The 25819-nt window shown below is 67.4% G+C and carries 26 protein-coding genes; 12 read left to right on the top strand and 14 right to left on the bottom strand.

Annotated features, from left to right (window positions below; all coding sequences use genetic code 11):
- Positions 1-70: 70 nt before the first annotated feature.
- The 3 genes from recD (at position 71) to ACYQ5L_RS22640 (ending at position 4610) form a co-directional block, all read left to right on the top strand.
- Positions 71-1951 carry an exodeoxyribonuclease V subunit alpha gene (recD, locus tag ACYQ5L_RS22650; protein ID WP_459959958.1) on the top strand — a complete coding sequence of 627 codons (1881 nt, stop codon included), beginning with the start codon at positions 71-73 and terminating at the stop codon, positions 1949-1951.
- A gap of 208 nt (positions 1952-2159) precedes the next feature.
- Positions 2160-3008 carry an alpha/beta fold hydrolase gene (locus tag ACYQ5L_RS22645; protein WP_459959956.1) on the top strand — a complete coding sequence of 283 codons (849 nt, stop codon included), beginning with the start codon at positions 2160-2162 and terminating at the stop codon, positions 3006-3008.
- 102 nt (positions 3009-3110) lie between these two features.
- Positions 3111-4610 carry a flavin-containing monooxygenase gene (locus ACYQ5L_RS22640; protein WP_459959955.1) on the top strand — a complete coding sequence of 500 codons (1500 nt, stop codon included), beginning with the start codon at positions 3111-3113 and terminating at the stop codon, positions 4608-4610.
- Between the two features lie 3 nt (positions 4611-4613).
- Here the strand turns inward: ACYQ5L_RS22640 and ACYQ5L_RS22635 are convergent, their stop codons facing one another.
- Positions 4614-5078, bottom strand: coding sequence for a hypothetical protein (locus ACYQ5L_RS22635; RefSeq protein WP_459959953.1), 465 nt, complete (start codon positions 5076-5078; stop codon positions 4614-4616).
- Positions 5079-5134: 56 nt separating this feature from the next.
- On the bottom strand, positions 5135-5890 hold the full coding sequence (gene hutC, locus ACYQ5L_RS22630) for a histidine utilization repressor (RefSeq protein ID WP_459959952.1): 756 nt from the start codon (positions 5888-5890) through the stop codon (positions 5135-5137).
- Between the two features lie 142 nt (positions 5891-6032).
- On the opposite strand from hutC, the gene hutU reads away from it, so the two are divergent.
- From hutU to ACYQ5L_RS22605, 5 genes are all read left to right on the top strand, one after another.
- Positions 6033-7709: a urocanate hydratase gene (gene hutU / locus ACYQ5L_RS22625; RefSeq protein ID WP_459959950.1), complete on the top strand. Its 1677-nt coding sequence runs from the start codon at positions 6033-6035 to the stop codon at positions 7707-7709.
- 35 nt (positions 7710-7744) lie between these two features.
- Entirely contained in the window at positions 7745-9175 is a 1431-nt protein-coding gene (locus ACYQ5L_RS22620; protein WP_459959949.1) for a purine-cytosine permease family protein, read from the top strand.
- Positions 9176-9187: 12 nt separating this feature from the next.
- Entirely contained in the window at positions 9188-10372 is a 1185-nt protein-coding gene (gene hutI, locus ACYQ5L_RS22615) for an imidazolonepropionase (protein ID WP_459959948.1), read from the top strand.
- Positions 10369-11373, top strand: coding sequence for a formimidoylglutamase (hutG, locus tag ACYQ5L_RS22610; protein ID WP_459959947.1), 1005 nt, complete (start codon positions 10369-10371; stop codon positions 11371-11373). Before hutI ends, hutG begins: the two co-directional genes overlap by 4 nt.
- 87 nt (positions 11374-11460) lie before the next feature.
- Entirely contained in the window at positions 11461-12333 is an 873-nt protein-coding gene (locus ACYQ5L_RS22605; RefSeq protein ID WP_459959946.1) for an alpha/beta fold hydrolase, read from the top strand.
- A 24-nt stretch (positions 12334-12357) separates the two neighbouring features.
- On the opposite strand, the gene ACYQ5L_RS22600 is transcribed toward ACYQ5L_RS22605, so the two are convergent.
- The 6 genes from ACYQ5L_RS22600 to ACYQ5L_RS22575 all read right to left on the bottom strand — a co-directional run bounded on the left by ACYQ5L_RS22600 (position 12358) and on the right by ACYQ5L_RS22575 (position 16729).
- Positions 12358-13053 (bottom strand): LmeA family phospholipid-binding protein, encoded by a 696-nt coding sequence (locus ACYQ5L_RS22600; protein WP_459959945.1) that lies wholly within the window; start codon positions 13051-13053, stop codon positions 12358-12360.
- Between the two features lie 27 nt (positions 13054-13080).
- Positions 13081-13896 (bottom strand): ATP-grasp domain-containing protein, encoded by an 816-nt coding sequence (locus ACYQ5L_RS22595; protein ID WP_459959943.1) that lies wholly within the window; start codon positions 13894-13896, stop codon positions 13081-13083.
- Between the two features lie 323 nt (positions 13897-14219).
- A complete protein-coding gene (locus tag ACYQ5L_RS22590) occupies positions 14220-15005 on the bottom strand; it encodes a class I SAM-dependent methyltransferase (protein WP_459959942.1) in 786 nt (261 codons plus the stop codon).
- Complete coding sequence (locus ACYQ5L_RS22585) at positions 14998-15393, bottom strand: antibiotic biosynthesis monooxygenase family protein (RefSeq protein ID WP_459963687.1); 396 nt, start codon at positions 15391-15393, stop codon at positions 14998-15000. The genes ACYQ5L_RS22590 and ACYQ5L_RS22585 overlap by 8 nt, the downstream gene beginning before the upstream one ends.
- Positions 15342-15986, bottom strand: coding sequence for a GNAT family N-acetyltransferase (locus ACYQ5L_RS22580; RefSeq protein ID WP_459963506.1), 645 nt, complete (start codon positions 15984-15986; stop codon positions 15342-15344). Before ACYQ5L_RS22580 ends, ACYQ5L_RS22585 begins: the two co-directional genes overlap by 52 nt.
- A 53-nt stretch (positions 15987-16039) precedes the next feature.
- Complete coding sequence (locus ACYQ5L_RS22575) at positions 16040-16729, bottom strand: TetR/AcrR family transcriptional regulator (protein ID WP_459959940.1); 690 nt, start codon at positions 16727-16729, stop codon at positions 16040-16042.
- Positions 16730-16820: 91 nt separating this feature from the next.
- Between ACYQ5L_RS22575 and ACYQ5L_RS22570 the strand changes: the two genes are divergently transcribed.
- Entirely contained in the window at positions 16821-18392 is a 1572-nt protein-coding gene (locus tag ACYQ5L_RS22570) for a succinic semialdehyde dehydrogenase (protein ID WP_459959938.1), read from the top strand.
- Between the two features lie 34 nt (positions 18393-18426).
- The gene (locus tag ACYQ5L_RS22565; RefSeq protein WP_459959937.1) at positions 18427-19251 is read left to right on the top strand and encodes an SDR family oxidoreductase; all 825 of its coding nucleotides are present in this window, start codon (positions 18427-18429) and stop codon (positions 19249-19251) included.
- Here ACYQ5L_RS22565 and ACYQ5L_RS22560 read toward each other — a convergent pair.
- Both ACYQ5L_RS22560 and ACYQ5L_RS22555 read right to left on the bottom strand, forming a co-directional pair.
- Positions 19218-19934 carry an HAD family hydrolase gene (locus tag ACYQ5L_RS22560; protein WP_459959935.1) on the bottom strand — a complete coding sequence of 239 codons (717 nt, stop codon included), beginning with the start codon at positions 19932-19934 and terminating at the stop codon, positions 19218-19220. The two genes, ACYQ5L_RS22565 and ACYQ5L_RS22560, sit on opposite strands and share 34 nt — an antisense overlap.
- Positions 19935-19959: 25 nt before the next feature.
- Entirely contained in the window at positions 19960-20550 is a 591-nt protein-coding gene (locus tag ACYQ5L_RS22555) for a hypothetical protein (protein ID WP_459959934.1), read from the bottom strand.
- A 74-nt stretch (positions 20551-20624) separates the two neighbouring features.
- Between ACYQ5L_RS22555 and ACYQ5L_RS22550 the strand changes: the two genes are divergently transcribed.
- Positions 20625-21218: a TetR/AcrR family transcriptional regulator gene (locus ACYQ5L_RS22550; RefSeq protein WP_459959933.1), complete on the top strand. Its 594-nt coding sequence runs from the start codon at positions 20625-20627 to the stop codon at positions 21216-21218.
- Positions 21219-21501: 283 nt separating this feature from the next.
- On the opposite strand, the gene ACYQ5L_RS22545 is transcribed toward ACYQ5L_RS22550, so the two are convergent.
- Complete coding sequence (locus ACYQ5L_RS22545) at positions 21502-22356, bottom strand: putative protein N(5)-glutamine methyltransferase (RefSeq protein WP_459959932.1); 855 nt, start codon at positions 22354-22356, stop codon at positions 21502-21504.
- 64 nt (positions 22357-22420) lie between these two features.
- On the bottom strand, positions 22421-23281 hold the full coding sequence (locus ACYQ5L_RS22540; protein ID WP_459959930.1) for a YdcF family protein: 861 nt from the start codon (positions 23279-23281) through the stop codon (positions 22421-22423).
- Positions 23282-23547: 266 nt separating this feature from the next.
- Between ACYQ5L_RS22540 and ACYQ5L_RS22535 the strand changes: the two genes are divergently transcribed.
- Complete coding sequence (locus ACYQ5L_RS22535; protein WP_459959928.1) at positions 23548-24396, top strand: bifunctional 5,10-methylenetetrahydrofolate dehydrogenase/5,10-methenyltetrahydrofolate cyclohydrolase; 849 nt, start codon at positions 23548-23550, stop codon at positions 24394-24396.
- Between the two features lie 4 nt (positions 24397-24400).
- Here ACYQ5L_RS22535 and ACYQ5L_RS22530 read toward each other — a convergent pair whose 3' ends face one another.
- Both ACYQ5L_RS22530 and ACYQ5L_RS22525 read right to left on the bottom strand, forming a co-directional pair.
- Positions 24401-24871 carry a GNAT family N-acetyltransferase gene (locus ACYQ5L_RS22530; protein ID WP_459959926.1) on the bottom strand — a complete coding sequence of 157 codons (471 nt, stop codon included), beginning with the start codon at positions 24869-24871 and terminating at the stop codon, positions 24401-24403.
- A gap of 64 nt (positions 24872-24935) precedes the next feature.
- Entirely contained in the window at positions 24936-25685 is a 750-nt protein-coding gene (locus tag ACYQ5L_RS22525; protein WP_459959925.1) for a L,D-transpeptidase, read from the bottom strand.
- Positions 25686-25819 lie beyond the last annotated feature (134 nt).

Below are 25819 nucleotides of genomic sequence, written 5' to 3'. Positions count from 1 at the left end.
ACCACGCGCCCCGGTCGTTTGCGGTGCGGTGCCGCGTACCCGGTGCCGGGACCGCGCGAGGAGCGGGGCGATGACGGCGATTCAGTTGGCGCAGCGGGGAACCGGGCCGTTGCGAACCTTCAATGAGGCGGGGGTGTTGTCGGCCGCGGATCTGCATGTGGCGCTGCGGTTGGGGCGGCTCGGGCGGGAGGAGTCCGGGCTGGTGCTGTTCGCCACGGCGCTGGCGGTGCGTGCGGTGCGGTCCGGGTCGGTGTGCCTGGAGGTGCGGCGCATGCACGAGATCGGCGTGGACGCCGAGGGCACCGAGGAGTCCACGATCGATCCGGCGACGCTGCCGTGGCCGGATGTGGAGGCGGTGATCGCGGCCCTGCGCGTGAGCCCGCTGGTGTGCGGGAGCCCGGCGGGGCCGTTGCGGCCGTTGCGGTTGATCGATCCGCCCGGCGGGGCGGGGCCGCTGCTTTACCTGGACCGGTATTACCGGCAAGAGGAGACCATTCGGCGCGTGCTCACCGAGCGTTCGGGCACCCACCCCATGGTCGACGCGGAATTGGTTCGGCGCGAACTGGATCGGCTGTTCCCGGACCAGCCCGCACCGGGCGAGCCGCTGGACCGGCAGCGCTTGGCCGCCGCGCTGGCCGCCACCGAGTGGACGACCGTCATCGCCGGTGGGCCGGGTACGGGCAAGACGCACACCATCGCCCGCGTCCTGGCATTGCTCGTGGCGCATCAGGAGGCGATCCCCGGTGCACCCGCGCTGCGCATCGCGCTCGCCGCTCCCACCGGTAAAGCCGCTGCGCGCCTGCAAGAGTCGGTGCGTGAGCAAGCGGGTGGCATCGGCCTGCCCGAACTCACCGCCGCCACGTTGCACCGCTTGCTCGGCTGGCAGCGCGGCGGCGCGAGCCGCTTCCGGCACAACGAATTCAACCGGCTGCCCTACGACGTGATCGTGGTCGACGAAACCTCCATGGTGTCGCTGACCATGATGAGCCGCCTGCTGCCCGCGGTGCGACCCGATGCGCGGCTGGTGCTGGTCGGCGACCCGGATCAGCTGGCCTCGGTGGATGCGGGCGCGGTGCTCGCCGACCTCGTCGCCGGACCGGTACTGGGCAAAGCCAATCCGGCGCTGGCCACCATCCTGGGCAGCGAACTGCGCGGGGCCGCAACACATCCCGACGGACTGTCCGCGCGGGAGCGGGACCGGCTGCGGGGCGGCATCGTGCGCCTCACGCGCGGGCGGCGGTTCGGCGGCCGGATCGCCGATCTCGCCGTCGCCGTTCGCGCCGGGGACGCGGACGCCGCGCTCGAGCTGCTGGCGGCGGGCGGCACGGAACTGTCGCTGCACACGCCGGAGGACCTCACCGCGGTGCGCGAGGATGTGCTGCGGGCGTCGCGGGCGGCCACCGACGCCGCCCTCGCCGGGGACGCCACCGCCGCGCTGACCGCCCTCGAATCGCATCGCCTGCTGTGCGCGCACCGCCAGGGCCCCTATGGCGTCGAGCGCTGGGATCGCATGGCCGCGGGCTGGGCCGCGGCCGCGGGCATCAGCGCCGATCCCGGTCCCGGGCACTGGTATCCGGGCCAGCCGCTGCTGGTCACGGCCAATGATCACGAGGCCAGGATCTACAACGGCGATACCGGCGTGATCGTGCGCGCCCCCGACGGCACCCTGCGCGCCGCCCTGCAGCGCGGCACCGAACCGTATCTGGTGCATCCGACCCAGTTCCCGGGCGTGACCACGGTCTACGCCATGACGATTCACCGCAGCCAGGGCAGCCAGTACGACACCGTGTCGGTCGTGCTGCCCGGCCCGGAATCCACGCTGCTCACCCGCGAATTGCTGTACACGGCCATCACGCGCGCCCGAAAGCATGTGCGCGTCCTGGGCACGGAGGATTCCATCCGCGCCGCGATCTCCCGCCGCGTGCTCCGAGCCAGCGGCCTGCGCGCCTAGCCTCCCGCGAGGGCGCCCGGTCGCGGTTGCACCCACGCGGACACGCGGGCAGTCGACCCCGGAGTGAGGCGACATGCGGTGCGGGCGCGCCGCGACATTCCCGCGACCGCGACCGCGGCGGACCGGCCGGGCGTAGGCTGAAAGCTCGGAAACCGTTGCAGCCGCGGCCCCTTCAGCAGGTCGGCGGCCGATGGTCGGAGGGGATGTCATGGCGGAATCGGAGCCGCGGGCCGAGCAGGTGGCCGACAGCGTCATTTCAGCGGACGGTACGCGAATCGCGTACCTGACCACCGGCCATGGCCCGGCGGTGATCATTGTGCCCGGTGCGCTGTCGCTGGCCTCCGGGTTCGCGCGGTTCGCCCACGCGCTGGGCACGGCGTTCACGGTGCACACCATGGAACGGCGCGGACGCGGTGACAGCGGCCCGCAGGGCGCGGACTACACCATTGCCGACGACATCGCCGATGTGAAGGCGCTACAGGACAAAACCGGCGCGGCCTTCCTGGTCGGTCACAGCTACGGCGGTCTGGTCGCCCTGGAATTCGCCCGCGCCAATCCGTCCTGCCGCAAGCTCGCCCTCTACGAGCCGGGCGTCTCCGTCGCCGGGACCATGCCCACCGGCTGGATGGATCCGTACGAGAAATACCTGAATCAGAACAAACCCTTCGACGCCTTCGTCGAATTCGTCCGCGATATGGGCCCGGAGGGCATGCGCAAGATCCCGCGCTGGATGTTCCGCCGCGCGCTGCCGCTGTTCATGAAGGCCCCCGAAAAGGAAATGGTCATCGCCCAACTCGGCGCCAACCTGCGCGAACACCGCGAGATCGCGCGCCTGAACGATACCTATCCGCACTATCAGGAGATCACCGCGGAGGTCCTGCTCATGGACGGCGACAAGGACCGCCGCCCGGAAACCGACGCCGATCACACCGCTTTAGCGGCCGTCATCCCGCATTGTGAGCGCACCACCGTTCCGGGTCTCGACCATTTCGGCATCGACAAGAATGCCCCCGAACGGGTGGCCGGTCTCATCGGCGAATTCTTCTCGCGTTCGTAGCGCTCTTCACCCCTATCGGGGCGCCGCGCTGGATACCCTGGGGTCGGGTGCGCAGGGCACCCCGGCCGCGAGCGCCGGAAACATGCGAATCGAGGGGTTTCGATGAGCAGCACGCCCGAGCACGTCGATGTGCTCATCGTCGGGGCCGGATTATCGGGTGTGGACGCCGCCTATCACCTGCAACGGGCCTTTCCGTGGCGGACCTACGCGATGCTGGAGATGCGCGATTCGCTGGGCGGCACCTGGGACCTGTTCCGCTATCCCGGAATTCGCTCCGATTCGGATATGTTCACCCTCGGCTACCGGTTCCGGCCGTGGCTGGGGGACAAGGCCATTGCCGACGGGGACTCGATTCTGGACTATGTGCGCGATACCGCCGTGGAGAACGGGATCGACAAGCACATCCGCTACCGGCACAAGGTGCTGCGCGCCGACTGGTCCTCCGCGGACAATCGATGGACGGTGACCGCCGACCATGCCGGCGATACGGTGACCATTACCGCGAATTTCTTGTTCAGCTGCTCGGGCTACTACCGCTACGACGAAGGCTATACCCCGGATTTCGCAGGTATGGACCGCTTTCCGGGCCCGATCGTGCATCCCCAGCACTGGCCGGCGCAGGGCCTGGACGTCGCGGGCAAGCGCGTGATCATGATCGGCTCCGGCGCCACCGCGGTCACCCTCGGCCCCGCGCTGACCGAGCAGGGCGCGCACGTGGTCCTGCTGCAGCGATCCCCCTCCTACATCATCTCCATGCCCGAACGCGACGGCTTCGCCGACCGCGTCCGCCGCCTGCTGCCCGCCCGCACCGCCTACGGTCTGGCGCGCGCCAAGAACGTGCTGCTCGCCACCGCCATGTATCAACTCTCACAACGCTATCCGAAGCGCATGCGAGCCTGGATCCACGGCTTGCAGCAGCGCTGGCTGCCCGCCGGCTACGACATCGACACCCATTTCAACCCGCGCTACAAGCCGTGGGATCAGCGGATGTGCCTGGCCCCCAATGGTGATTTCTTCCGCGCCATCCGCCACGGCAAACTGGAGATGGTCACCGACACCATCGACACCTTCACCGAAACCGGCCTGCGTCTGTCCTCCGGCCGCGATCTCGAGGCCGACATCATCATCACCGCAACGGGTTTGAACCTGCGCGTGTTCGGCGGTCTCGACCTCACCGTCGACGGCCGCGCGATCGAACTGCCGAAAGCCATGGCCTACAAGGCGATGATGCTCTCCGATGTCCCCAACTTCGCCTTCATCATCGGCTACACCAACGCCTCCTGGACCCTGAAGGCGGATCTGGTGTGCGAGTACGTGGTCCGGCTGCTGCGCCACATGGACGCCAAGGGCTATGCGAAGGCCACGCCGGTCCGCGATCCCTCGGTGGGTCCCGCGCCGTTCCTGAACTTCGAACCCGGCTATGTGCTGCGCGCGCTCGACATCCTCCCCAAGCAGGGTGATCGCGCACCCTGGAAGCTGCATATGAATTACCTGCGCGATCTGCCGAAACTGCGCTACGGCAAGGTCACCGACGCGTCGATGGTCTTCGAGCGCGCCAAGGGGGCGGCCCGGGTACCGGCCGCCAAGAAGGCCGCGAGCTGAGCGCTACGACCGGGCCGGGAGCGGAGTGCGGGCGGCGGCCCGCTCCCGGGGCACCAGCAACGCCAGCAGCGCGACAATGAGCCCGCCGCCGAACGCATACAGACCCCAGGTATCGCCGAGCAGATCCCGGTAGTTGTCGAAGAGCCCGAAGCTCTCGTCCAGCCGCCAGGCCAGCACGCCGAGCACGACCACGCCGGCCAGCACGCCCAGCCAGCCCAGCACCCGCGACCCGAACAGCGCCGCCAGCAGCACCACGGCCGCGATGATCAGCAAGGCCACGGTCACCGAGGTCACGAAGGACCCGGACTGCCCGTCGACCTGCTCCAGCGTCTGCCCGGCCGGGAAGCCGTCGCGCAGATCCTCGAATGCGATATTCCTGCCCTCGACCGCCCCGACCAGCGGCCCGAACGCCCCTACTGCCATGGCAATGGCGCTCGCGAACAGCGCCAGATGCACAAAAGTACGCATACTCCACGGTATTCCCGTTTTCGGAAACGCGAAGCGCCGCGCGAACTGTAGTTCGGTTAACGACCGAAGACGCCTTCGAGCCGGTTGCGCGACCCGGGATGCACCAGCCGCGCCACGCTCACCAGCCCGTGCTCGGACCAGGTGCGGCGGCGGATGAGCAGGCACGGTTCGGCCGGGTCGATCCGCAGCAGCCGGCACTCCTCCGGAGAGCCGAGCACGGCCTCCACCACATGCTCGCCGCGCACCAGCGGCGCGACCCGGCTCAGGTAGTCATTGGGGGTGGTGGCGGTGAAGTCCTGGTCGAGATAGCCCGGCGCCTCGGCCGGATTCACATAGCGGTCCTCGACCTGAATGGGGGTGTCGTCCTCGAAATGCACCAGGATCGAATGAAAACCCCTGCTGCCGATGGAATCCCGCAGGAACGTGTGCGTGGAGTCGATGGTCTCGGCGCGCACCAGCACCACCTCGGTGCGGTGGCGGTGCCCGCGCTGCTGGATCTCATCGGCGATATTGCGCACCTCGAACAGCGGTGAGGATTTCTTGGTGGCGGCGACGAAACTGCCGACGCCCATCTTGCGAACGATGACGCCCTCGGCGGTCAGCTCCCGCAGCGCGCGATTGATCGTCATGCGCGACAACCCCAGCGCGGCCACGAACTGGTGCTCGGAGGGCAGTTGATCGCCTTCCTCCCAGCGGCCGGACCGGATCTGCGCCGCGACGAGGTTCTTGATCCGCTCGTAGGCCGGCGCGGAGCTCCCGCCCGCCTGTGCGAAAAGTGCGGCGAGCTCCGTGTCGCCGTCCACCGCTGCCATCCTCGTCCCCTGCTCCTCGTCCGTCCGAAACGCTCGATCCCGCAGCCTACCGGCCCGGATGACCGGCTATTGACAGTTGTATAGACAGGACTATACAACTGAGGGGGAATGCGATCCAGCACACATCGAGTCAGGACTTGCAATGGAGATCACGTCCCCCGGCCATCCGGCACGTACCGTGCGCGCACCCCGCGGCGCCGAGCTCACCACCCTGGGCTGGCAGCAGGAGGGCGCGCTGCGCATGCTCATGAACAACCTCGATCCCGAGGTGGCCGAGCATCCGGACAGCCTGGTCGTGTACGGCGGCACCGGGCGGGCGGCGCGCAGCTGGGCGGCCTTCGACGCCATGGTCGCGACGCTGAAGACGCTGCGCGACGACGAGACCATGCTGGTGCAGTCGGGCAAGCCGGTCGGCGTCTTCCGGACCAGCGAGTGGGCGCCGCGGGTGCTCATCGCCAATTCGAATCTGGTGGGGGACTGGGCGAATTGGGAGGAGTTCCGGCGGCTCGAGGAGCTCGGGCTGACCATGTACGGGCAGATGACGGCCGGGTCGTGGATCTATATCGGCACGCAGGGGATTCTGCAGGGCACCTATGAGACGTTCGGGGCGGTGGCGCGCAAGCGATTCGGCGGGACGCTCGCCGGAACCATCACGCTCACCGCGGGTCTCGGCGGCATGGGCGGTGCGCAGCCGCTGGCGGTCACCATGAACGAGGGCGTCGCCCTCTGTGTCGATTGCGATGTGACGCGGATCGATCGGCGGATCGCGCACAAGTATCTGGATGTGAAGGCCGACAGCATCGAGCATGCCCTCGAATTGGCGGTCGCGGCGCGGGACGAGCGGCGGCCGCTGTCCATCGGCGTGGAAGGCAATGCGGCGGAAGTGTTTCCGCTGCTGCTCGAGCGTGCGGCGCCGATCGATATCGTCACCGATCAGACCTCCGCGCACGACCCGCTCGCCTACCTGCCGATCGGCGTCGAGTTCGCGGAGATGAAGAGCCTGGCGGAGCAGGATCCGGTGTGGTTCACCCAGCAGGCGCAGCGGTCCATGGCCGCGCACGTCGCCGCCATGGTGGGTTTTCTCGATCGCGGCGCGGAAGTCTTCGACTACGGCAACAGCATTCGCGACGAGGCGCGCAAGGGCGGTTTCGACCGCGCCTTCGACTTCCCCGGCTTCGTGCCCGCCTACATTCGCCCGCTGTTCGAGGAAGGGCTGGGGCCGTTCCGCTGGGCCGCGCTGTCCGGTGATCCGGCCGATATCGCCGCCACCGATCGCGCCATTCTCGAATTGTTCCCGGAGAACGAGCATTTGAAGCGGTGGATCACCATGGCGGGGGAGAAGGTCGCCTTCGAGGGGCTGCCCGCGCGCATCTGCTGGCTCGGCTACGGCGAACGGCATCGCGCCGGGCTGAAGTTCAATGACATGGTCGCCAGCGGTGAGCTTTCCGCGCCCGTCGCCATCGGCCGCGATCACCTCGACTCCGGTTCGGTGGCCTCGCCGTATCGCGAAACCGAGGCCATGCGGGACGGTTCCGACGCCATTGCCGACTGGCCGTTGCTGAATGCACTGGTGAACACCGCATCCGGCGCCTCCTGGGTGTCCATTCACCACGGCGGCGGGGTCGGCATGGGCCGGTCCATTCACGCCGGTCAGGTGTGCATCGCCGATGGCACCGAGCTGGCGGCCCGCAAGATCGAGGCCGTGCTCACCAATGATCCGGGCATGGGCGTCATCCGGCACGCCGACGCCGGCTACGAGCACGCCCGGGAGACCGCCCGCACCCGCGGCGTCCGAATCCCCATGTCCGAGCAGCACTGATCCACCCTGTCGCCAGTAGAAAGAAGGCCGAGACCATGACGCACGACGGTCCCGCCGAGGTAGTTCTCACCCCCGAACGCCACACCATCGATGTCATTCCCGACGCCGAACGCCACGGCAGCCCGCGCAGTCAGTTCACGCTGTGGTTCGGGGCGAATATGCAGATCACCGCCATCGTCGACGGCGCGCTGGCGGTGATCTTCGGGGCGGATGCGCTGTGGGCCATCATCGGCTTGCTCATCGGCAATCTGGCGGGCGGGGCGGTCATGGCGCTGCACTCCGCGCAGGGGCCGAAACTGGGTCTGCCGCAGATGATCTCCAGTCGCGCCCAGTTCGGGGTGCGGGGTGCGGTGGTGCCGCTGCTGCTGGCGATCCTCATGTATCTCGGATTCGCGGCCACCGGAACGGTGCTGGCGGGGCAGGCGATCGCCAAGGTGCTGCACATCGACAGCGCGCAGCTGGGGATGGTGATCTTCGGATTGCTGACCGCGTTCATCGCGGTCACCGGGTACAAGCTGATCCACCTTGTCGGGCGGATCGCCACCGTGGTGGGGATCATCGGCTTCACGTATCTGGCGATACGGCTGTTCGGCGAGTACGACGTGGCCGCGCACATCGGAGTGCAGGGGTTCGAGACGGCCACCTTCCTGTTCGCCGTCGCGTTGGGCGCGAGCTGGCAGTTGACATTCGGGCCGTATGTGGCCGATTACTCGCGGTATCTGCCGCGGTCGACCAGTGATCGGGCCACCTTCTGGTCCACCTTCGCGGGCACGGTGATCGGCTCGCAGTGGTCGATGACCTTCGGGGCGCTCATCGCGGCGGTGGCGGGCAAGGCGTTCATGAAGAATCAGGTCGGCTTCATCGGCGATCTCGCCGGCCCGGCGGCCATCGCGGTTCTCATCTATCTGGTGATCGTGCTCGGGAAGCTGACCGTCAATGTGCTCAATGCCTACGGCGGATTCATGTCCATGCTGACCACGGTCACGGCGTTCGACGCCAGATCGCGCATCTCCACCACCGCGCGCACCCTCTACATTCTGGGCTTCACCACCGCGTCGACGCTCATCGCGCTCGCCGCCAGCGCCGACTTCCTCAACAACTTCAAGAACTTCGTGCTGGCGTTGCTCATGGTGTTCACGCCGTGGAGCGCGATCAATTTGATCGACTACTACCTGATTTCGCGTGAACGGATCGACATTCCGGCGCTCTACAATCCTTCCGGGCGCTACGGGGCCTGGAATGCGACGGCGCTGGGCTGCTACATCGTCGGCGTGGTCGTGCAGATCCCGTTCCTGGCGACCAAGCTCTACACCGGGCCGATCACCGACCTGCTCGGCGGCGCGGACATCTCGTGGATCGTCGGCATTGTGGTGACCGCGGCCATCTACTACCCGCTCGCCAAGCGCAGCGCGAATCCGCCCGAGCGGATGATCTATCCGGCCGATGCCGAAATGGCCCGGGACTGAAAGGAATCGAGAGTGGGCTCGTTCGTCGTCACGAATATCGGAACACTCGTCACCAATGATCCCGGGCTGGGGGAGGGGGTGCTGGGTATCCGCAAGGATGCGGCCATTGCCTTCGCTGACGGGAAGGTGACCTGGGTGGGAGACAGCGCCCAGGCGCCCGTCGCGGATCACGGGGTGGATCTGGGTGGGCGGGCATTGCTGCCCGGGTTCGTGGAAAGCCATTCCCATCTGGTGTTCGCCGGCGATCGGGCCGAGGAATTCGCGGCTCGCATGACCGGGGCGCCGTATACCGCCGGTGGTATTCGGACCACCATCGAGGCCACGCGCGCCGCCGATGAGGGGCAGCTCGAAGCCACTGTGCGGCGGTTGCTGAACGAGGCGCTGCGGTCGGGCAGTACGACGGTGGAGATCAAGACCGGGTACGGTCAGACGACGCGTGACGAATTGCGCAGTGCGCAGGTCGCGGGGCGGTTCACCGATGATGTGACGCTGCTGGCCGCGCATGTGCCGCCGCCCGAATACGCCGGGCGGGCCGACGATTACGTGGCCATGGTGTGCGACGAGATGATCGAAGCCTGTGCGCCGCATGCGAAATGGATCGACGTGTTCTGTGAACGCGGGGCCTTCGACGAGGAGCAGTCGCGGGAGGTGCTGAAAACCGGTGTGGCGCACGGGCTCGTGCCGCGGGTGCACGGCAATCAGCTCGGTGAGGGGCCGGGCGTGCGGCTGGCGGTCGAGCTGGGGGCGGCTTCGGTCGATCACGTGACCTACGTGACGGGCGCCGATATCGATGCCCTGGCAGGCAGTTCGACGGTTGCGACCCTGCTGCCCGGAGCCGACTTCTGCACCCGCAATGCCTACCCGAACGCCCGCGCCCTCCTGGACGCCGGGGTGACGGTGGCCTTGGGCGCGGATTGCAATCCCGGCACCAGCTACACCACCAGCCTGCCGTTCTGCATCGCGCTCGCGGTCCGCGAGCTGCACATGACCCCGGCCGAGGCCGTCTGGGGGGCGACGGCGGGCGGTGCGCGAGCGCTGCGCCGCAACGATATCGGTCACCTCGGCATCGGTGCGCGCGCCGACGCCATCGCGCTCGACGCGCCTTCCTACCTGCACCTGGCCTACCGCCCGGGGGTCGCGCTGGTGCGTGAGGTCTGGAAGGACGGCGTGCTGGTCACCCCCGGGGTGGGTGCATGACCACCGATACCGCGGCGACCGAGATCATTGTCGATATCCCGCCCGCGTCGTGGACCGGTCGCACCGACGGTCACACCCCGGAGCATGTGCGCTGGCATCAAGCGATCCGGGCATACGATCCCGGTGTGGCCGGAAGCGGCTGCGTGCTGATCGGTTTCGCCAGCGACGAGGGCGTCCGCCGCAACAAGGGCCGCCCCGGCGCGGCGGCCGGTCCCGATGCCCTGCGTGCTGCGCTGGCCGCCATGGCGCTGCCGTCCGCGCTCGCCGTCGAGGACGCCGGAACCATTGCCGTCACCGATACCGACCTCGAATCCGGCCAAGCTCGTCTGGGCCGCGCCGTCGCCGCCGCCATCGACTCCGGCCGACTGCCCGTCGTGCTCGGCGGCGGCCACGAGGTCGCCTTCGGCACCTACTCCGGTGTTGCCGCCACCCGGTTGCGCCGCACCCGCCCGCGCCTCGGAATCCTCAACCTGGACGCACATTTCGACCTGCGCGACGAACCGGTCCCGAGCTCAGGAACGCCCTTCCGGCAGATCCTCGAAATCGAGCGTGATGCCGGATCCTCCTGCCGCTACGACATCGTCGGCATCAGCCAGCCGAGCAACACCACCGCCCTGTTCGACACCGCCCACCGCCTGGGCGTGCACTACCTCCTCGATGAGCAGTGCAGTCCAACGGATCTCGATGCCATCGACGCCTTCGTCGCCGATCTGCTCGATGCCATCGACCTGCTCTACCTCACCATCGACCTGGACGTGCTTCCCGCCGCGGTGGCCCCCGGCGTCAGCGCGCCCGCCGCGTACGGCGTTCCCCTGGAGGTCATCCAACGCATCTGCGACCAGGCGGCAGTGAGCGGCAAGCTGGCGGCGGTCGATGTCGCCGAACTCAATCCGTCCCTCGATATCGATTCCCGCACGGCCCGCACCGCGGCCCGCCTCATCCACCGCATCGTCACCCGCCACGTACCGCCGGCAGGGCGATCCAGCAGCGGCGGTCGGTGAATCTGGCCCTGGCACAGCGCTTCACCTTCTGGATAGCTTCGATTTCATGCCGCCCATTTCCGTGATCGAATCGGGGGAAGCAATCGAATGACCATCGAGGTGAACGCACAGACGACCGCAATCGGCGATGTCGAGCTGTGGACCGAAAGCCGCGGCGATCCCTCCGATCCGCCCCTGCTGCTCCTCTCCGGCGACACCCTCTCCTCGACCGGTTGGCCGGACCCGCTGGTCAACCGTTTCGTGGCCGCCGGGCACCGGGTGATCCGCTACGACTACCGCGACACCGGCAGGTCGACCTGGCGTGAATTCGCCGGCCACCCCTACACATTCGACGACCTCGCCGCCGACACCGTCGCAGTGCTGGACAGCTGGCAGATCGACACCGCACACGTCGCAGGCTTCGGCATGGGCGGCGGCATCGCCCAACTCCTCGCCCTGGACCACCGGTCCCGCCTGCGCACCCTCACCCTGAGCAACTGCTTCGCGCTCGGCGTCGACTTCTTCAACAATTGGGACCGCGCATTGACCGGCGAACCAACCCCCGACGGCCTCCCGACCCCCAATCGGGAGTTCGTCGAGCTGGCATTCGGAATCAGCGCATCCACCACCAACATCGATCAACTGATAACCGGCGACTTCTTCGACGAAGCCGAACTCCGTGCGGCGGAACTGACCGCACAACAGCACGCGGGCCGCCCCGACACCAGAGCCCAGCACCCCCACGCCGAAGTCCGCACCGGCCTGGACACCCGCGGCCCGGAGCTACCCGGCATCACCACCCCCACCCTGGTCATCCAAGCCCTGCGCGACCCGATCAACCCACCACCGCACGGCCGCCACCTCGCCGCCCTCATCCCCGGCGCGAAGCTCGTCGAAATCCCCGGCATGGGCCACTCCCTCCCCGCCGCCATCCACCACGAATACGCCACCGCAGTCCTCCAACACACAATGGCGACCTGATTCACCCCCGAAACCGGCAGCCGCTCACGGCAAATCGGAGAACCGCACGTCGTGAGCGACAGCCGTCACCTGCAGCCCGTCGGTAGCCGGCCGAATATCCGTCACCTGCGCACCGAGCGGCAACCGCTGCAACGGCACCACGAACGTGAGCGATTCCCGCACCAACGCCAGCGAAATAGTCGGCCCACCCGACGAAGGCTGCACCGAAACCGGAGTGACCTCGATCCCCTCACCAGTGGGCGCGACAGTGACCACCACCGTCGCAGGCACCGGAATCCCCCGCACCGAGAACGTCCCCGTCACCCGCAGCCCATCCGCCCCGTGGGAAATCGACTCCACCCCCTCCGGCGCAAACCTTTGCACGGTCTCATAAGGAACCACTGCCGTAGCCGTAGCCATCCGCGCAACAAGGCTCGAAGTGCGCTTCTCCAGCAGATCCCCCAGCGGCGCATCCACATCGTTCAACGTCACTTCGAGGTCACGAACCGAAATCCTCTCGTCGCTCCACTCCCCAACCCGAATCCCGACGTCCGCATACCGCCCGTCCACAGCCTGCGTCAAAAACGGAAACCCCCGAATATCAACCCGAGGCTCCCGCGGCAGGCTGTACTCCGCCGCGATCCGCCGCCCGATCTCACCCTCCGCCATCCCCACCGCAACCCGATCCCCAACAACCAGCGCAACCGCCAGCACCACGATCAACCCCAGCACTACCCGCATACACTCACCCGCTCACTCATCCCACCATCATGCAGCCGCCAGCCCGAGAAGCTCACTCCACCGCCGCATGACCAATTCCGTGTACAGGTCAGCAGAGATGCCATACGCCCCGAGCGCATACCCATCATTGACCTCCACGAGCGCAGTCTCACCATCGGCCAATACCCCGAAATCGATCCCATACGCACACGGCGCCGTCCCCGATCGCCGGTACGCGCCCACCGCCGCCTCCACTACATCCCTATCGAGCCGAACCGCCGCATCCCCGTCATACCTATCGATCCAAACAACTTCCTGATCGATCACATAGACGCGGTACTCAGCAACCCACCGAACCACCTCCGAGCACCAAACCCGCTGCCGCCGACTGATATTCCCCAAAGCAGCAATGTCCCGCTCCGAGTAGCAGACTGCCCCGGTAAAGTTCTTCCGCCGCTCCGCGGGCTTCACGAACGTAGCCGAAACAGCCCCACTCTCGAGCCCACGCTCCACCTCGCCCAGCGTCGAACGCCACACCCGTCGCCGAAGAAACTCCCTCAAACCGGCCGGATAGTCATCGGGCTCAGGCGCCGCAATCCCCAACTGCCGCATAGCCCCGTGCATCGCATCCATATCGCCCGCAATGAACGTCCCCACCCCCAACGGCAACTGCCGCCGATGAATCCGCTTGATCGTGTAGTACTGCACAGGAATCCCGCGCCCCCGCAGTCCTTCCTCCAACAACGTCTCTTCATGCCGCACAGGCCCTTTGCCGGAGTACTGAAGAAACGCAGTAGTGATCATGATGCACTCAATGATGCCCGAAATCAGACACCAAGCACCGCAAGGAATGATGTTGCGCATGCGGTCTTCTCACGACTTCACCCACACCGGCTGGGTCGCCATCTTCAGCGGCACCGAGACGCTGATCGGCCGCACGTGGGAGGTTGATGGATGGGATCCAGCAACCGGAACCGCGCTGGTCGTCGACCCTGAAGTGGGTGCACGGCGACCGGTCACGGACTACCCCGACTTCTCACACCTCGAAAAAGCAAACCAAGTGGTCACCGCCCTGCCCGGCGGTGGCTGGCACGCCTGCGAGCTAGCCCACATGCCAGATGATCCCGACTCGCCGATCGAGCCCGTGCTGGCGTGGTTGGTGACCTCCACCGGCCGCCTCGTTCCCGTCACGATGGACGCCGACGGACGGATCGGCTCCGATTTCGACATGAATCGTTTCTGTCCTCCTGGTCGGCACTCTGGCAGATGAATACCCATTCGTGGTCTGGGCGGTCTGGCGCTTCTCGCACATCTTGCACGCGATAGCCGTAGGCGGTCAGGCTCGATTCGAGTTCGTCGCGGCTGCGGAAGCGGAGTGTCGAGTCTGAAGCGAGGGCGGTGTTCTCGGTGAGGAATCTGTAGGTGTGACGGAAGGAAACGAGGGGGAGTTGGACGGTGGTGACGTGCAGGCTCTGTTCCACCGGTCCGATTCCTGGAACGTTGAGGGTGACAGGTGTAGTAGCTGCCCATTGTTCCCAGGCTCGGCGTTCGGGACGTCTGGTTTCGAATACGAGATGGCCGCCTGGGCGAAGGGCGGCGTGGATGCCTCGTAGTGTTTGCGACCAGTCCTCGTCGGTCAGAAAGACCTGCGCGACATTCCCGGTCATTACGGCAAGGTCGGCACCGACCGCCGGCAGGGTGCTCGCATCACCGTGTAGCCAGGTGATTCGGTCGGCGCCATCCTTCGACCTCGCAACCTCGAGAGATGCCTCTGCCGGGTCGACACCAACGACAGTACGGCCGCTTTCAGCGAGCAGAATCGCAAGGCACCCTGTCCCGCAACCAATGTCGAGGACGGAGTCCGCGCTCAGCTCGTCGGCGATATCGAGGTAAGCCGTCAGGTCATCGCGAGAGCCTTCGAAGGCGTCGTAGACAGGCGCGAGGCGATGGTGAGCAAAGATCGCATCAGGCATTCGGCGAGCCTATCCACTTCGAAGCGGGTGACTGTGCGCCGCCGGGTGTTTCGCGCGAGAAGGAGTATTCCCGCTCGACTCGTGCTACTTCGACTGTGTAGTTCTCGTACCAGCGCTCTTTGCCGAGACGTTGGGCCTCGAGGTGTTCGACGTCGGCCTTCCAGGCTCGGATGGATTCCTCGTCGCGGTAGTAGATGATCGACAGGTCTCGACCCTCGCCGTCGGTCATGCCTTGGCGGCCGACGTAGCCGGGTTGGCCGGTGCCGAGTTCGGTCATGCGGGTGGCCATTTCCTTGTAATCGGGCGTTTCCTCGCCTCGGAGCTGTGTGGAGATGATTACGGCGTAATAGGGCGGTTGGGGGCGCTCGGGCGAGGAGGAGGAAAGCACGGAGACGGATCGTAGCGAAGCGCCGACTCTCGTATGTCGACTCGAGGCTCGGTTGGTAGCAGGCTGAATAGGACTGTGTCGCGGCGGCGGCCCTGGAAGGAGATATGAGATCGGAGTAGGCCCTCGCGAGTGAAGCCGCATCGGGCGGCTACGCGTTGGGAGGCCAGATTGTCTGGTGCGCAGGTTAGTTCGAGGCGCATGACCTTCAGGTGGGTGAAGGCCCAGCGGGCCAGGAGACGCACCGATCGGGTCGCGGCCCCTCGGCCTCGGGCGTGGGCGGCGAGCCAGTATCCGATCGCTGCTCGGTGGTTGGTCCGATCGAGGTCGTAGAGCGAGGCGCCGCCCCAGATTTGGTGCGGGTTGGCTGCGTCGGAGATCGCGAGGCTGATGGCCTCGCCGCGCATACGTTCGGCCTCCTCCTCGCTGAACCGAGCTCGCAAGTGATTTTCTGTGAACCTTTCGACCAAGGGCCAGGAGAAGGTGAGGCATTCGGGGTCGGAGAAGCCTGCGAATCGTTGAGTGAAGTCCGCTGGGCGCCAAGTGCGTAGTGCCACTAGATCGTCGGTTAGGCCGTCGGGTGGAAGCTCGAGCATCGGCATGGCTGAGACGGTAGGTCGAAACGGAGCGGTCGGCAGGGAGGCTGGGGTCAGTCGGCGTCGGTGAAGAGGCCGGGGAGGGTGAGGGCGTATTCGAGGTCTTCTCGGCGGCCGAGGGTTACCAGGACGGTGCGGATCATGGTGAGGCGGGCGGCGGCGATGGTTTGGGGGGTGGGTTCGCCGGTGGCGGAGATTCGGAAGACCACGTATTCGCAGGTTTGGAGGGCGGTGTCGAGGTCGAGGGGGGCGGGGGCGGGGCGGCCGAGTTCGGTGAACTTGGCTCGGATGAGGGTGCGGATGTCGTCGAGGGCGGCTTCGCGGTAGGCGGAGACGGGAGAGCCGGGGTCGTGGAGTTCGGCGAAGAGGGGGGAGAGCATGGGGCCGTGGCCGTCTGCCCAGTGCAGGTAGGCCTCGATCATGTTGATGCCGAGTTGGACGGGGGCTTCGGTGCGGTCGAGGGCGGAGCGGATGCCGCCGACCAGGTCCTCGTTGGAGAGCGTCAGGAGGGCGTGGAGGGGTTCGGTGGCGTTGGCGAAATAGCGGTAGAAGGTGGGGCGGGCCAGGCCGGCGGATTCGATGATGCGGGCGACGCTGAGGCCGCGGGAGCCGTGCTGGGCGAAGACCTCGGCGGTGGCGAGGACTATGCGGGCGCGGACCTGGTCGGCCTGCTTCTCCGTCTGCGGAGGGCGGCCGCGGCGGGCGGGGGAAGCGGCCGGTGGAGCGCTTGACACGGGCGTCACGGGTATTAATCTAACACTGGTGTTCATGTAACACCGGTGTTCAGTGAATAGCGGGCCGCGGCCCGGATACTTTCTCTCGAGAGGGCGACCAATGACGACTGCCCCGCAGTTGGCTGCCGCCGATGCGCTTCCCTTCGACCTGGTCCAGCGATTGCTCGGGCACGCCGTCGCGGGCGGTGCGCCCTCGGTGGAGGTGTTCGCACCCGCCACCGGACGCAAGATCGCCGATCTGCCGCAGTCGTCGGTGGCCGACGTCGAGCGGGCGTTCGTCACCGCGCGCACGGCGCAGCAGCGCTGGGCGAAGGTGCCGGTGGGGGAGCGCGCGGCGCTGCTGCGGCGCATCCATGATCTGGTGCTGGCCGAGCAGGACACCATTCTCGACATCGTGCAGACCGAGACCGGCAAGTCGCGGGTGCATGCCTTCGACGAGGTCTCCGATGTCGCGGTGAACACCCGCTTCTATGCCGCCGAGGGCAAAAGGATTCTGGCGCACCGCAAGCCGCGCGGAGTCATGCCGGTGCTCACCCAGGTGGAGGTGCGCAACCGGCCCAAGGGCGTGGTCGCGGTCATCTCGCCGTGGAACTACCCCCTGGCCTTGGGCGCCTCCGATGCGCTGCCCGCACTGCTCGCGGGCAACGCGGTCATCGGCCGCCCGGACAACCAGACCGCGCTGACCCTGTTGTGGGCCATCGATATCGCCGAGCGCGCCGGCCTGCCCAAGGGCCTGTGGCAGGCGGTGCTCGGCCGCGGCGCCGTGGTCGGCACCGAGGTCATCGCGCGCGCCGACTACGTCGACTACACCGGATCCAGCGCGACCGGCCGCACCATTGCCCAGCAGGCGGGGGAGCGGCTCATCGGCTACTCGCTCGAATTGGGCGGCAAGAACCCGCTTCTCGTGCTCGCAGACGCCGACGTGTCCGCCGCGGCCAAGATCGCGGTCCGCGCCTGCTTCGCCTCCGCGGGCCAGCTCTGCGAATCGATCGAGCGAATCTACGTGCACGACACCGTGTACGAGCGGTTCGTCACCGAATTCGTCGCCAATACCGAGAAACTCACCCTCGGCAAGACCCTCGACTTCGACTACGAGATCGGCTCCCTGACCTTCCCGCGCCAGATCGACACCGTCGGCAAGCATGTCGACGATGCCGTCGCCAAGGGCGCGAAGGTCCTCGCCGGCGGCAAGGCCCGCCCCGAGCTGGGCCCGTACTTCTACGAGCCCACCATCCTCGAAGGCGTGCGCGAGGGCATGACCGTCTTCCGCGAGGAGACCTTCGGCCCGGTCGTCTCGGTCTACCGCGTCAAGAGCGACGAGGAGGCCATCGCCCGGGCCAACGACACCGCCTACGGCCTCAATGCCAGTGTGTGGAGCAAGGATACGGAGCGCGCCCGCGCGGTCGCCGCCCGCATTCACGCCGGCTCGGTGAATGTCAACGAGGGCTTCATCGCCGCCTGGGGTTCGGTGGCCGCACCGTCCGGCGGCCTCGGCATTTCCGGCACCGGCCGCCGCCACGGCCCCGAGGGGCTGCTGAAGTACGTCGACACCCAGACCATCGCGGTGCAGCGCGTACTGCCCATCGCCCCGCTGCCGGGCATGTCCGAGGGGCTGTGGGCCAAGACCATGACGCTCTACCTGGGCGTCATGAAAACGTTGCGGCAGAAGTGATCAGGCTAGAGACGAGACAGGGGAACACGCAGGCATGAAGACCGTCGAGGGCAAGAAGGTCCTGATCACCGGCGCCGCGATGGGACTGGGCAAGTCATTCGCCCAGCGCGCCGTGCGCGAACGCGCCGCCGATGTGGTGCTGTGGGATATCAATGAGACGGCGCTGAAGGAGACCGCGGCCGAACTCGCCGCGGCGGGCTCGGGCCGCATCCAGCACTATGTCGTCGACGTCTCCGATCGCGAGGCCATCGCCGAGGCCGGCGCGGCCGTCCGCGCCGAGGTGGGCGGCATCGACGTGCTGGTCAACAACGCGGGCATCGTGCGCGGCAACGGCTACTTCTGGGAGACCGAGAACCGCGGCGACATCGACAAGACCATGGCCATCAATTCCCTTGCGCCCATGTACATCACCCTCGAATTCCTGCCCGCCATGGTGGCGGGGAAGGGCGAGGCCCGGGTCATGACCATCGCCTCCTCGGCGGGCCTGGTGTCCAATCCGCGCATGAGCGTCTACGCGGCGTCGAAGTGGGCCGCGCTGGGCTGGTCGGATTCGGTGCGCCTGGAGCTGGAGCAGTCCGGCAATGAGCACGTCAAGTTCACCACGGTGTGCCCGACCTACATCAATACCGGAATGTTCGACGGCGCCAAGGGATTCCTGTTCACCCCCATCCTGGAACAGGAGGAGGTCGTCGAAACCTCCTGGACCGAGATGAAGAAGGGTTCCGCCCTGGTGATCCTGCCGTGGACCTCGCGCTTCAACCGCGCCATCTCCGGCCTGCTGCCGCTGAAGGTCCGCGACTTCTACCTCAATACCGTCGGCGTCTATCACTCCATGGACGAATTCACCGGCCGGAAGTAAGAATTCGTCAGCTCGGTGAGCGAGTGGATGACGGTGATGCCGTCATCCACCGCCGCACCGCCCCGGCGATCCAGCCAGAACGACTGCAATCCGGCATCTCTGGCGGCGACGGCGTCGATCTCGTAGTCATTGCCCACATAGGCGACCTGCTCCGGCGGCAGCCCGATCATGTCGCACCCGGCCAGGAAGATGCTCGGATCCGGTTTGGCCACACCGAATTCCACGCAGCACAGGATGGCCTCGCCCAGATACGGCAGCAGCCCGGTGGACCGCAGTTTGTGTTCCTGCATGGCGCGCACCGAATTCGACACCACGCCGAGGCCGACCCGCCCGTGCAGGGACCGGAGTGTGGGCAGCGCGTCCGGGAACGCCGCCATGACGAGATCGCGCTGCACCAGATACGCCGAGAACCAGGCATCCGGATCGTCCACCGTCACGCCGATGCTCGCCAGAAACCGCTCCGTGCGGGCGATCCGCTGACCCGTGAACGTGATCTCCCCGGTCCGGAACCGTGCGTACTCCTCGTCCTCGATGCCGCGCCACAGCCGCGCCGCCGCCTCCTCGGACTCGAATTTCTCCAGCAGCCCCTCGGCCCGCAGATGCTCGATCACCCCGACCCTGGCGGAGGCGGAGTAATCGAACAGCGTGTCGTCGACGTCGAACAGAATCCCGCGCACAGTCACTCGACCACGCTACCGGCGGCCCGCCTCAGCGGCCGATATCCACCCGGTCCTTACTGGTCTCCTGCTTACCGCCGCGACCGGATTCCCACAGCGGCCCGAACAGGAACCAGATCCCGCAGATCACCCACACCCGCCCGATCCACCACGTCAGCGTGGCATCCTGCTCGGGCGTGCCGACGAACAGCACCAGCGCTCCCAGCGACACCGAACTGATCACCGCGGCATTCACCACGCGCAACCACTCCTGCCACACATGCTTGCGCCGCTCCGGACCCGATTTCGGAATCTTCACCGGCGCCGGCCCGCCCGCGAACCGATGCGCGACCCGCACATCGGCCCACCGCATCAGCGAGTGGCCGAATGCGAGCGTGAACCCGAGGTAGAGCCCGGCCAGCCCGTGCGTGGCGTCGGCGGTCGCGCCATTGTGCAGATCGATGCCGGTGGCCACCACGAGCACCACCGCCAGCAGCGGAATCCCCAGCAGCACAACATTACTCAATGTCCGCAGCCGCAAGACATACCGCAGCAGCAGGCCGATCCCCAGCAGGACCCAGAACCCGACCTCGGCGATCACGATGACCGCGGCAATGGGGTGTTCCCCCACCAGATCGAACATCTTCCATCCCCTTGTTAGCTCAATTGTGCTAATTCCTTCCCGCCAATCTAGCACAGTTGCGCTAATATCGGCCCGTGCCCAAAGTGATCGACCACGACCAGCGCAAAGCCGAGATCGCGGCGGCCGTCTGGCGGCTCATCGTCGACAGCGGCGTCAGCGCCGTCTCGCTCCGCACCGTGGCCGCCGAAGCCGGTATCGTGCTCGGCTCGCTCCGGCACATGTTCCCCACCAAGGCCGATCTGCTGGCCCACTCCATGCAACTCGTCCACGCCAATGTCGAACAGCGCGTCGCCGCGCACGCGAGCATGCGCGACCCCCGCGCCGTGGTCATGGCGATCCTGCTGGAACTCCTGCCCCTCGACGAGCGCCGCAATGCCGAAATGCGAGTCAACCTCGCCCTCATCGCCGAAGCCCCCGCCCACCCCCGCCTCGCCGAGCTGGCCGAAAAAGCGCAACGTGCCGTCGACGACCTCTGCCGCCAGCTCTGCGCCCTACTCGCCCGAATCGGCGACCTGCACCCATCCCGCGACGTAGCGACCGAAGCGATTCGACTGCACGCCTGGATCGACGGCACCGCCTTCGGCCTCCTGGTGATCCCGGCCGACCCCGCCGAGGTGGAACAGCGGCTCCGCAGCTACCTGAAGGATCTGGCCGCCCCGCTCGGCTGAATCTACGGCCTCGGTCATGGTGGAGCGCATTTCGAAGGTGCGGGCCGCCCCGCATCACTGTCCGGCCGGCGGCACGCGGCTGCGCAGGAGGTGCGACGCGCTCGACGCCCCCGACTCCTGCGGGCGCTCGACACCGCGGACTTCGAGCACGTCCGGGGACAACGTCGAAGACGTTCGGGCGCTTCATGCCCGGGCTGCCGCCGCTGGACGCGCCGTACTCGTCACCGCCACCTGAACTCGGCCGACCCGCGTCGACGATCGACTGAGAGGTGGCGTGCGGGAATCAGCTCGGACGCGTGCCGATCACCACGGTTGCGCCGAGTTCGTCGTCCTCGGCGATGTGGGCTTCGAGGCCATGGCGGCGCATCACTTCGGCGGCGATGGGGGCCTGCTCGTCGCTCTCCTCGACGAGGAGGTGGCCGCCGGGGGCGAGCCAGGTGGTGGCCACGGCGGCGATGCGGCGCAGGATATCGAGGCCGTCGGAGCCGCCGTCGAGTGCGGCGCGAGGTTCGTGGTCGCGGGCCTCGGGGGGCATCCAGGAGATTTCCGATGAGGGGACGTACGGGGTGTTCGCGAGCAGGATGTCCACGCGCCCGGCGAGATCGGCGGGAATCGGGTCGAACAGGTCGCCCTGGAAGACCTGCGCGCCGAGCGGGGCCAGGTTGCGGCGGGCGCAGGCGATGGCGGCGGGCTCGATATCGGATGCGGTGAGGTCGACGCGGATTCCCTCGGCGGCCAGCTCGGTTGCGAAGGCCATGCCCAATGCGCCGCAGCCGCAGCACATATCGAGTGCCACCAGCGCCCTTTCGGAGACGGAGATCGAGGTGTGCGGGAGTGGCGTGGCGGTGGTCGACAGTTGAATCACGCTGCGGCCCAGGTTGATTGCCTGCTCGACAAGGAAGCTGGTGCGCTGGCGCGGGACGAAGACGTCGGCGGCGACGGCGACCTTCAGGCCGCGGAACTCGGCCCAGCCCAGCAGGTGCTCCAGGGGGTATCCGGCAATGCGCTGTACGACAAGCGATTCCAGGTGCTCGGCGTCGGCGGCGGCGCTCAGCAACAGTGCGGCTTCGTCCTCCGCGAAGACGCACCCTGCGGCTCGCAGTCGGGTGACGAGGGTGCCGGTATCGGGAGTACTCACCGGGCAATTGTGCCCGGAGGGACCCGCGCCGGGTGAGCGCGGGTCCCTCCGGGGGTGGATTTCGCTAGCGCTGGGTGGGGAGCAGCAGGGTGCGGGTGGCGTCGAGGTAGATGCCGCGCTGACCGCTGCGGGCGGGCGGGGGCAGCTGGGAGACCAGCTGTTCCAGGGAGGTCGTGGCCCCGACGACCGGCATGCCCGCGACGATGAAATCGGCGACCGCGCGGCGAATGTGGTTGGGGGAGGTCACGATAATGGCGCTGGTGGCGCCGGCGTCGCGGAGCATGGCGGTGCTGTTGAGCGCATTGCCGACGGTGGAGCCGGCGCGATGCTCGGCCATGACCCGGTCGGCGGGAATGCCGCGCCCGATGAGCCAGCTCTGCATGGCGGCCGCCTCGGTAATGCCGTTCTGGGGGTTGCCGCCGGTGACCACGATCGGCGACAGCGGCGAGGCGACGGCCTGCAACCAGGCCGCCTGCAGCCGGTTGATGAGCTCGGGTCGCATACTGCCATCGGGCAGCAGGCCGTAGCCGAGCACCACGATGCCGGTGGCCGGTCCGGCCAGCGCCGGAATCGGATTGGGCAGGGTGCCGATGGCGGCCCCGATGGCGCGGAACACATTTCGCGTGCCGTCGGCCAGCTCCGGGTCCACCACGGTGAGGCGGCTCAGGGCGGCTTCCCGGGTGATCAGGTCGCCGGAGTAATCCGACCAGATGGCCTGCAGCGACAGCGCCTCCGCATCATCGGGTGATTCGGCGAGCAATTGGCGCAGGTCCGCGAGCCCGGCGCCGTCATCGCCGTCGCGGAAATTCTCCTGCGCCGAGTTGTAGAGCGGACCGGGATCCGCGAACGCGGCGCCCGGCCCGAAGAAGGTGATGGTTGCGGCGGCGGCCGCGAGAAGAGCTGGTAAACGCCTGGCGATCTGCACTGCTGTCCGACCTTTCCGTAGAGAGGGTCACACACACGCTTTGCTGGCTATCTCCGAACTTTGCTGGCTATTGGCTCGAAACCGAATGGAGACACGATACGACTGGACACGGCCGTTGTCGGGTATTTGCCGAAGTGATTTCCCAGGTTTGACCGATCGCAGGGCGGGGAACGCGCGCGATTCGTGGTCCCGAACAGCCGCGACGGCGTCCCGCCGGGCAGCGTCGCGCGCGGGCCCCGCGACGGCGCGCGTTAAGGTTGTCTCCCGTGGACACGACTTCGCTGACCGGCAAGGACCTCGCCGCCGCCATCAATGCCGATACCAAGCAGCGCGCCGCCGCGCTCACCGAGAACGGCGCCGCCCCCCGGCTGGTGCTGGTGATCGCCAATGACGATCCGGCCAGCGCCTGGTACGTGAAGTCTCTCAACCGCGCCGCCGAGCGCAATGGAATCGACTGCGACAACCTCGATCTCGGCGTGGACGCCACCGCCGAGGAGATTCGTGCCAAGCTCGCCGAACTCTCCGCCGACGCCTCCGTCGACGCCATCATGCTGCAGACCCCGCTGCCCAAGGGCATCGGCCTCGACGATGTCAGCCCCGCCATCGCCGCCGCCAAGGACGTCGACGGAGTCAGCCCGCTGTCCCTGGGCCTGCTCTCCTCGGGCCTGCCCGGCTTCCCGCCCGCCACCGCCGAGGCCGTCGTGGAACTGGCCAAGTTCCACGAGGTTCCGCTCGCCGGTCGCCACGTTGCTGTCGTCGGCCGCTCGAATGTGGTCGGCAAGCCCCTGGCTCAGCTGCTGCTGGCCGAGAACGCCACCGTCACCATCTGCCATTCCCGCACCACCGACCTGCCGGCGGTCACCTCCGCCGCCGATGTCGTGGTCGCCGCCGTCGGCCGCGCCGGCCTGATCACCGCCGACCACGTCCGCGAGGGCGCGGTCGTCATCGACGTCGGCACCAATGAGGACGAGAACGGCAATATCACCGGCGATGTGAACGCGGCCGCGGTGACCGGCAAGGCCGCCGCGCTGAGCCCGGTCCCCGGCGGCGTCGGCCCCGTCACCACCGCCCTGCTCATGCGCCACGTGGTGCAGGCCGCCGAAGCGGCCCGCTGACCGCTCACCAGCGCAGCACGGCCTCGGTCTCGCCGTCGACAATGGCGCCGGTGGGCTGGAACCCCAGCGCCCGGTAGAAGCCTTCCGGACTGCCCGGCCCGAGGCCGTAGCTGGTGTAGAGCGCGGTGGTGCCGCGCTCTTTCAGCAAGGCGGCCAACTGGTCGATGACCTGCCGGCCGTAGCCCTTGCCCTGATGCGGTCCGGCAATCATGAACCGCCACAGCGATACGCCGGGTTCGTCGGGTTCCATGCCGAGCTCGAGCATGATGAACCCGATCGGCTCATCACCCACATAGATCCCGCGGAACCACGCGGAGTCCGAGAAATGCGCCTCGGCAATGGAGATGCCATTGTCGGCCACCATCTTCCGCTGCTCCGCCGACAGCGTCTCACTGAGTATGCACACCTGGTACACGGTGTCCGCGGTGATTCGGCGCAACTGCACCGGCGACCCGGCATCGGTCGATTCGCTCATCGGATCTTCGTATCCGACGAGGCGTGATCGGTTCAAATGTATTTCGCGCCCGAGCGGTCCGCCGTCACCAGTGCAGCGTCACCGGATCCCCGATGCTGACGGTGTTGTAGAACCACTCGGCGTCACCGGGCGACAGATTGATACAGCCGTGGCTGACATTGGCGTAGCCCTGCGAGTCCACCGACCACGGCGCCGAGTGCACATAGACGCCGCCCCAGGTCAGGCGCTCGGCCCATTCACCCTGGATGAGATAGCCCTCGGAGGAGTTCAGCGGAATCCCGATGGTGCGCGAATCGAAGGTGACCGAGCGTTCCCGCGACAGCACCGGGAAGGTGCCGGACGGCGTCTCCCACCCGGGCTTGCCGTAGGAGGCGGGCATGGTGTTCACCGGCGCCCCGCCGATGTACACCGTGAACGTATGGGCGGACATGTCCCCGTCGGCCGTGACACCGGCATTCGTCTGGAATTCTGTGTGCAGGCGACCCACCGACACCGAGATGGATGCCGAGGTGGGAAGGTATCCGGCCGACGTCCATGTCAGATGCCGATCGTCTACCCAGTTGAATTGCCCGGCGAGCGTGGTCCCGGCCCGAATGCTGACTGCCCGCTCCACCCGGGCTCTCTCGGTAACCGGCTCGGCGAACCGCACCTCCACCGGTGCGGCGATCCCCACCACCTGGCCCGGCCCCGGCGAAATCGCCTGCACCGCCGGGAAATCGGATGTCACGAACGCAGCCCCCGCGCCCCCGGACCCGAACGCGGCCGCCGCCGCGGCAACGGTAGCGATGATGAAGATCTTTATCGCGTTCCGCATGGTTCCATCCCTTCGAAAGGGTGTGGTCCTGGATCCTCAGACTATGACCTGATGATCAGTCCCATCCGGAAATGTTCTCGCTTCGTGACCTACCCACCGGCGTGGAAACTATGCGGACGCGATCGTGTCGGCTA

Source organism: Nocardia sp. IFM 10818 (assembly GCF_054655275.1).
The sequence above is the reverse complement of the archived record's forward strand: the minus strand, read 5'-3'. Positions and strand labels throughout refer to the sequence as shown.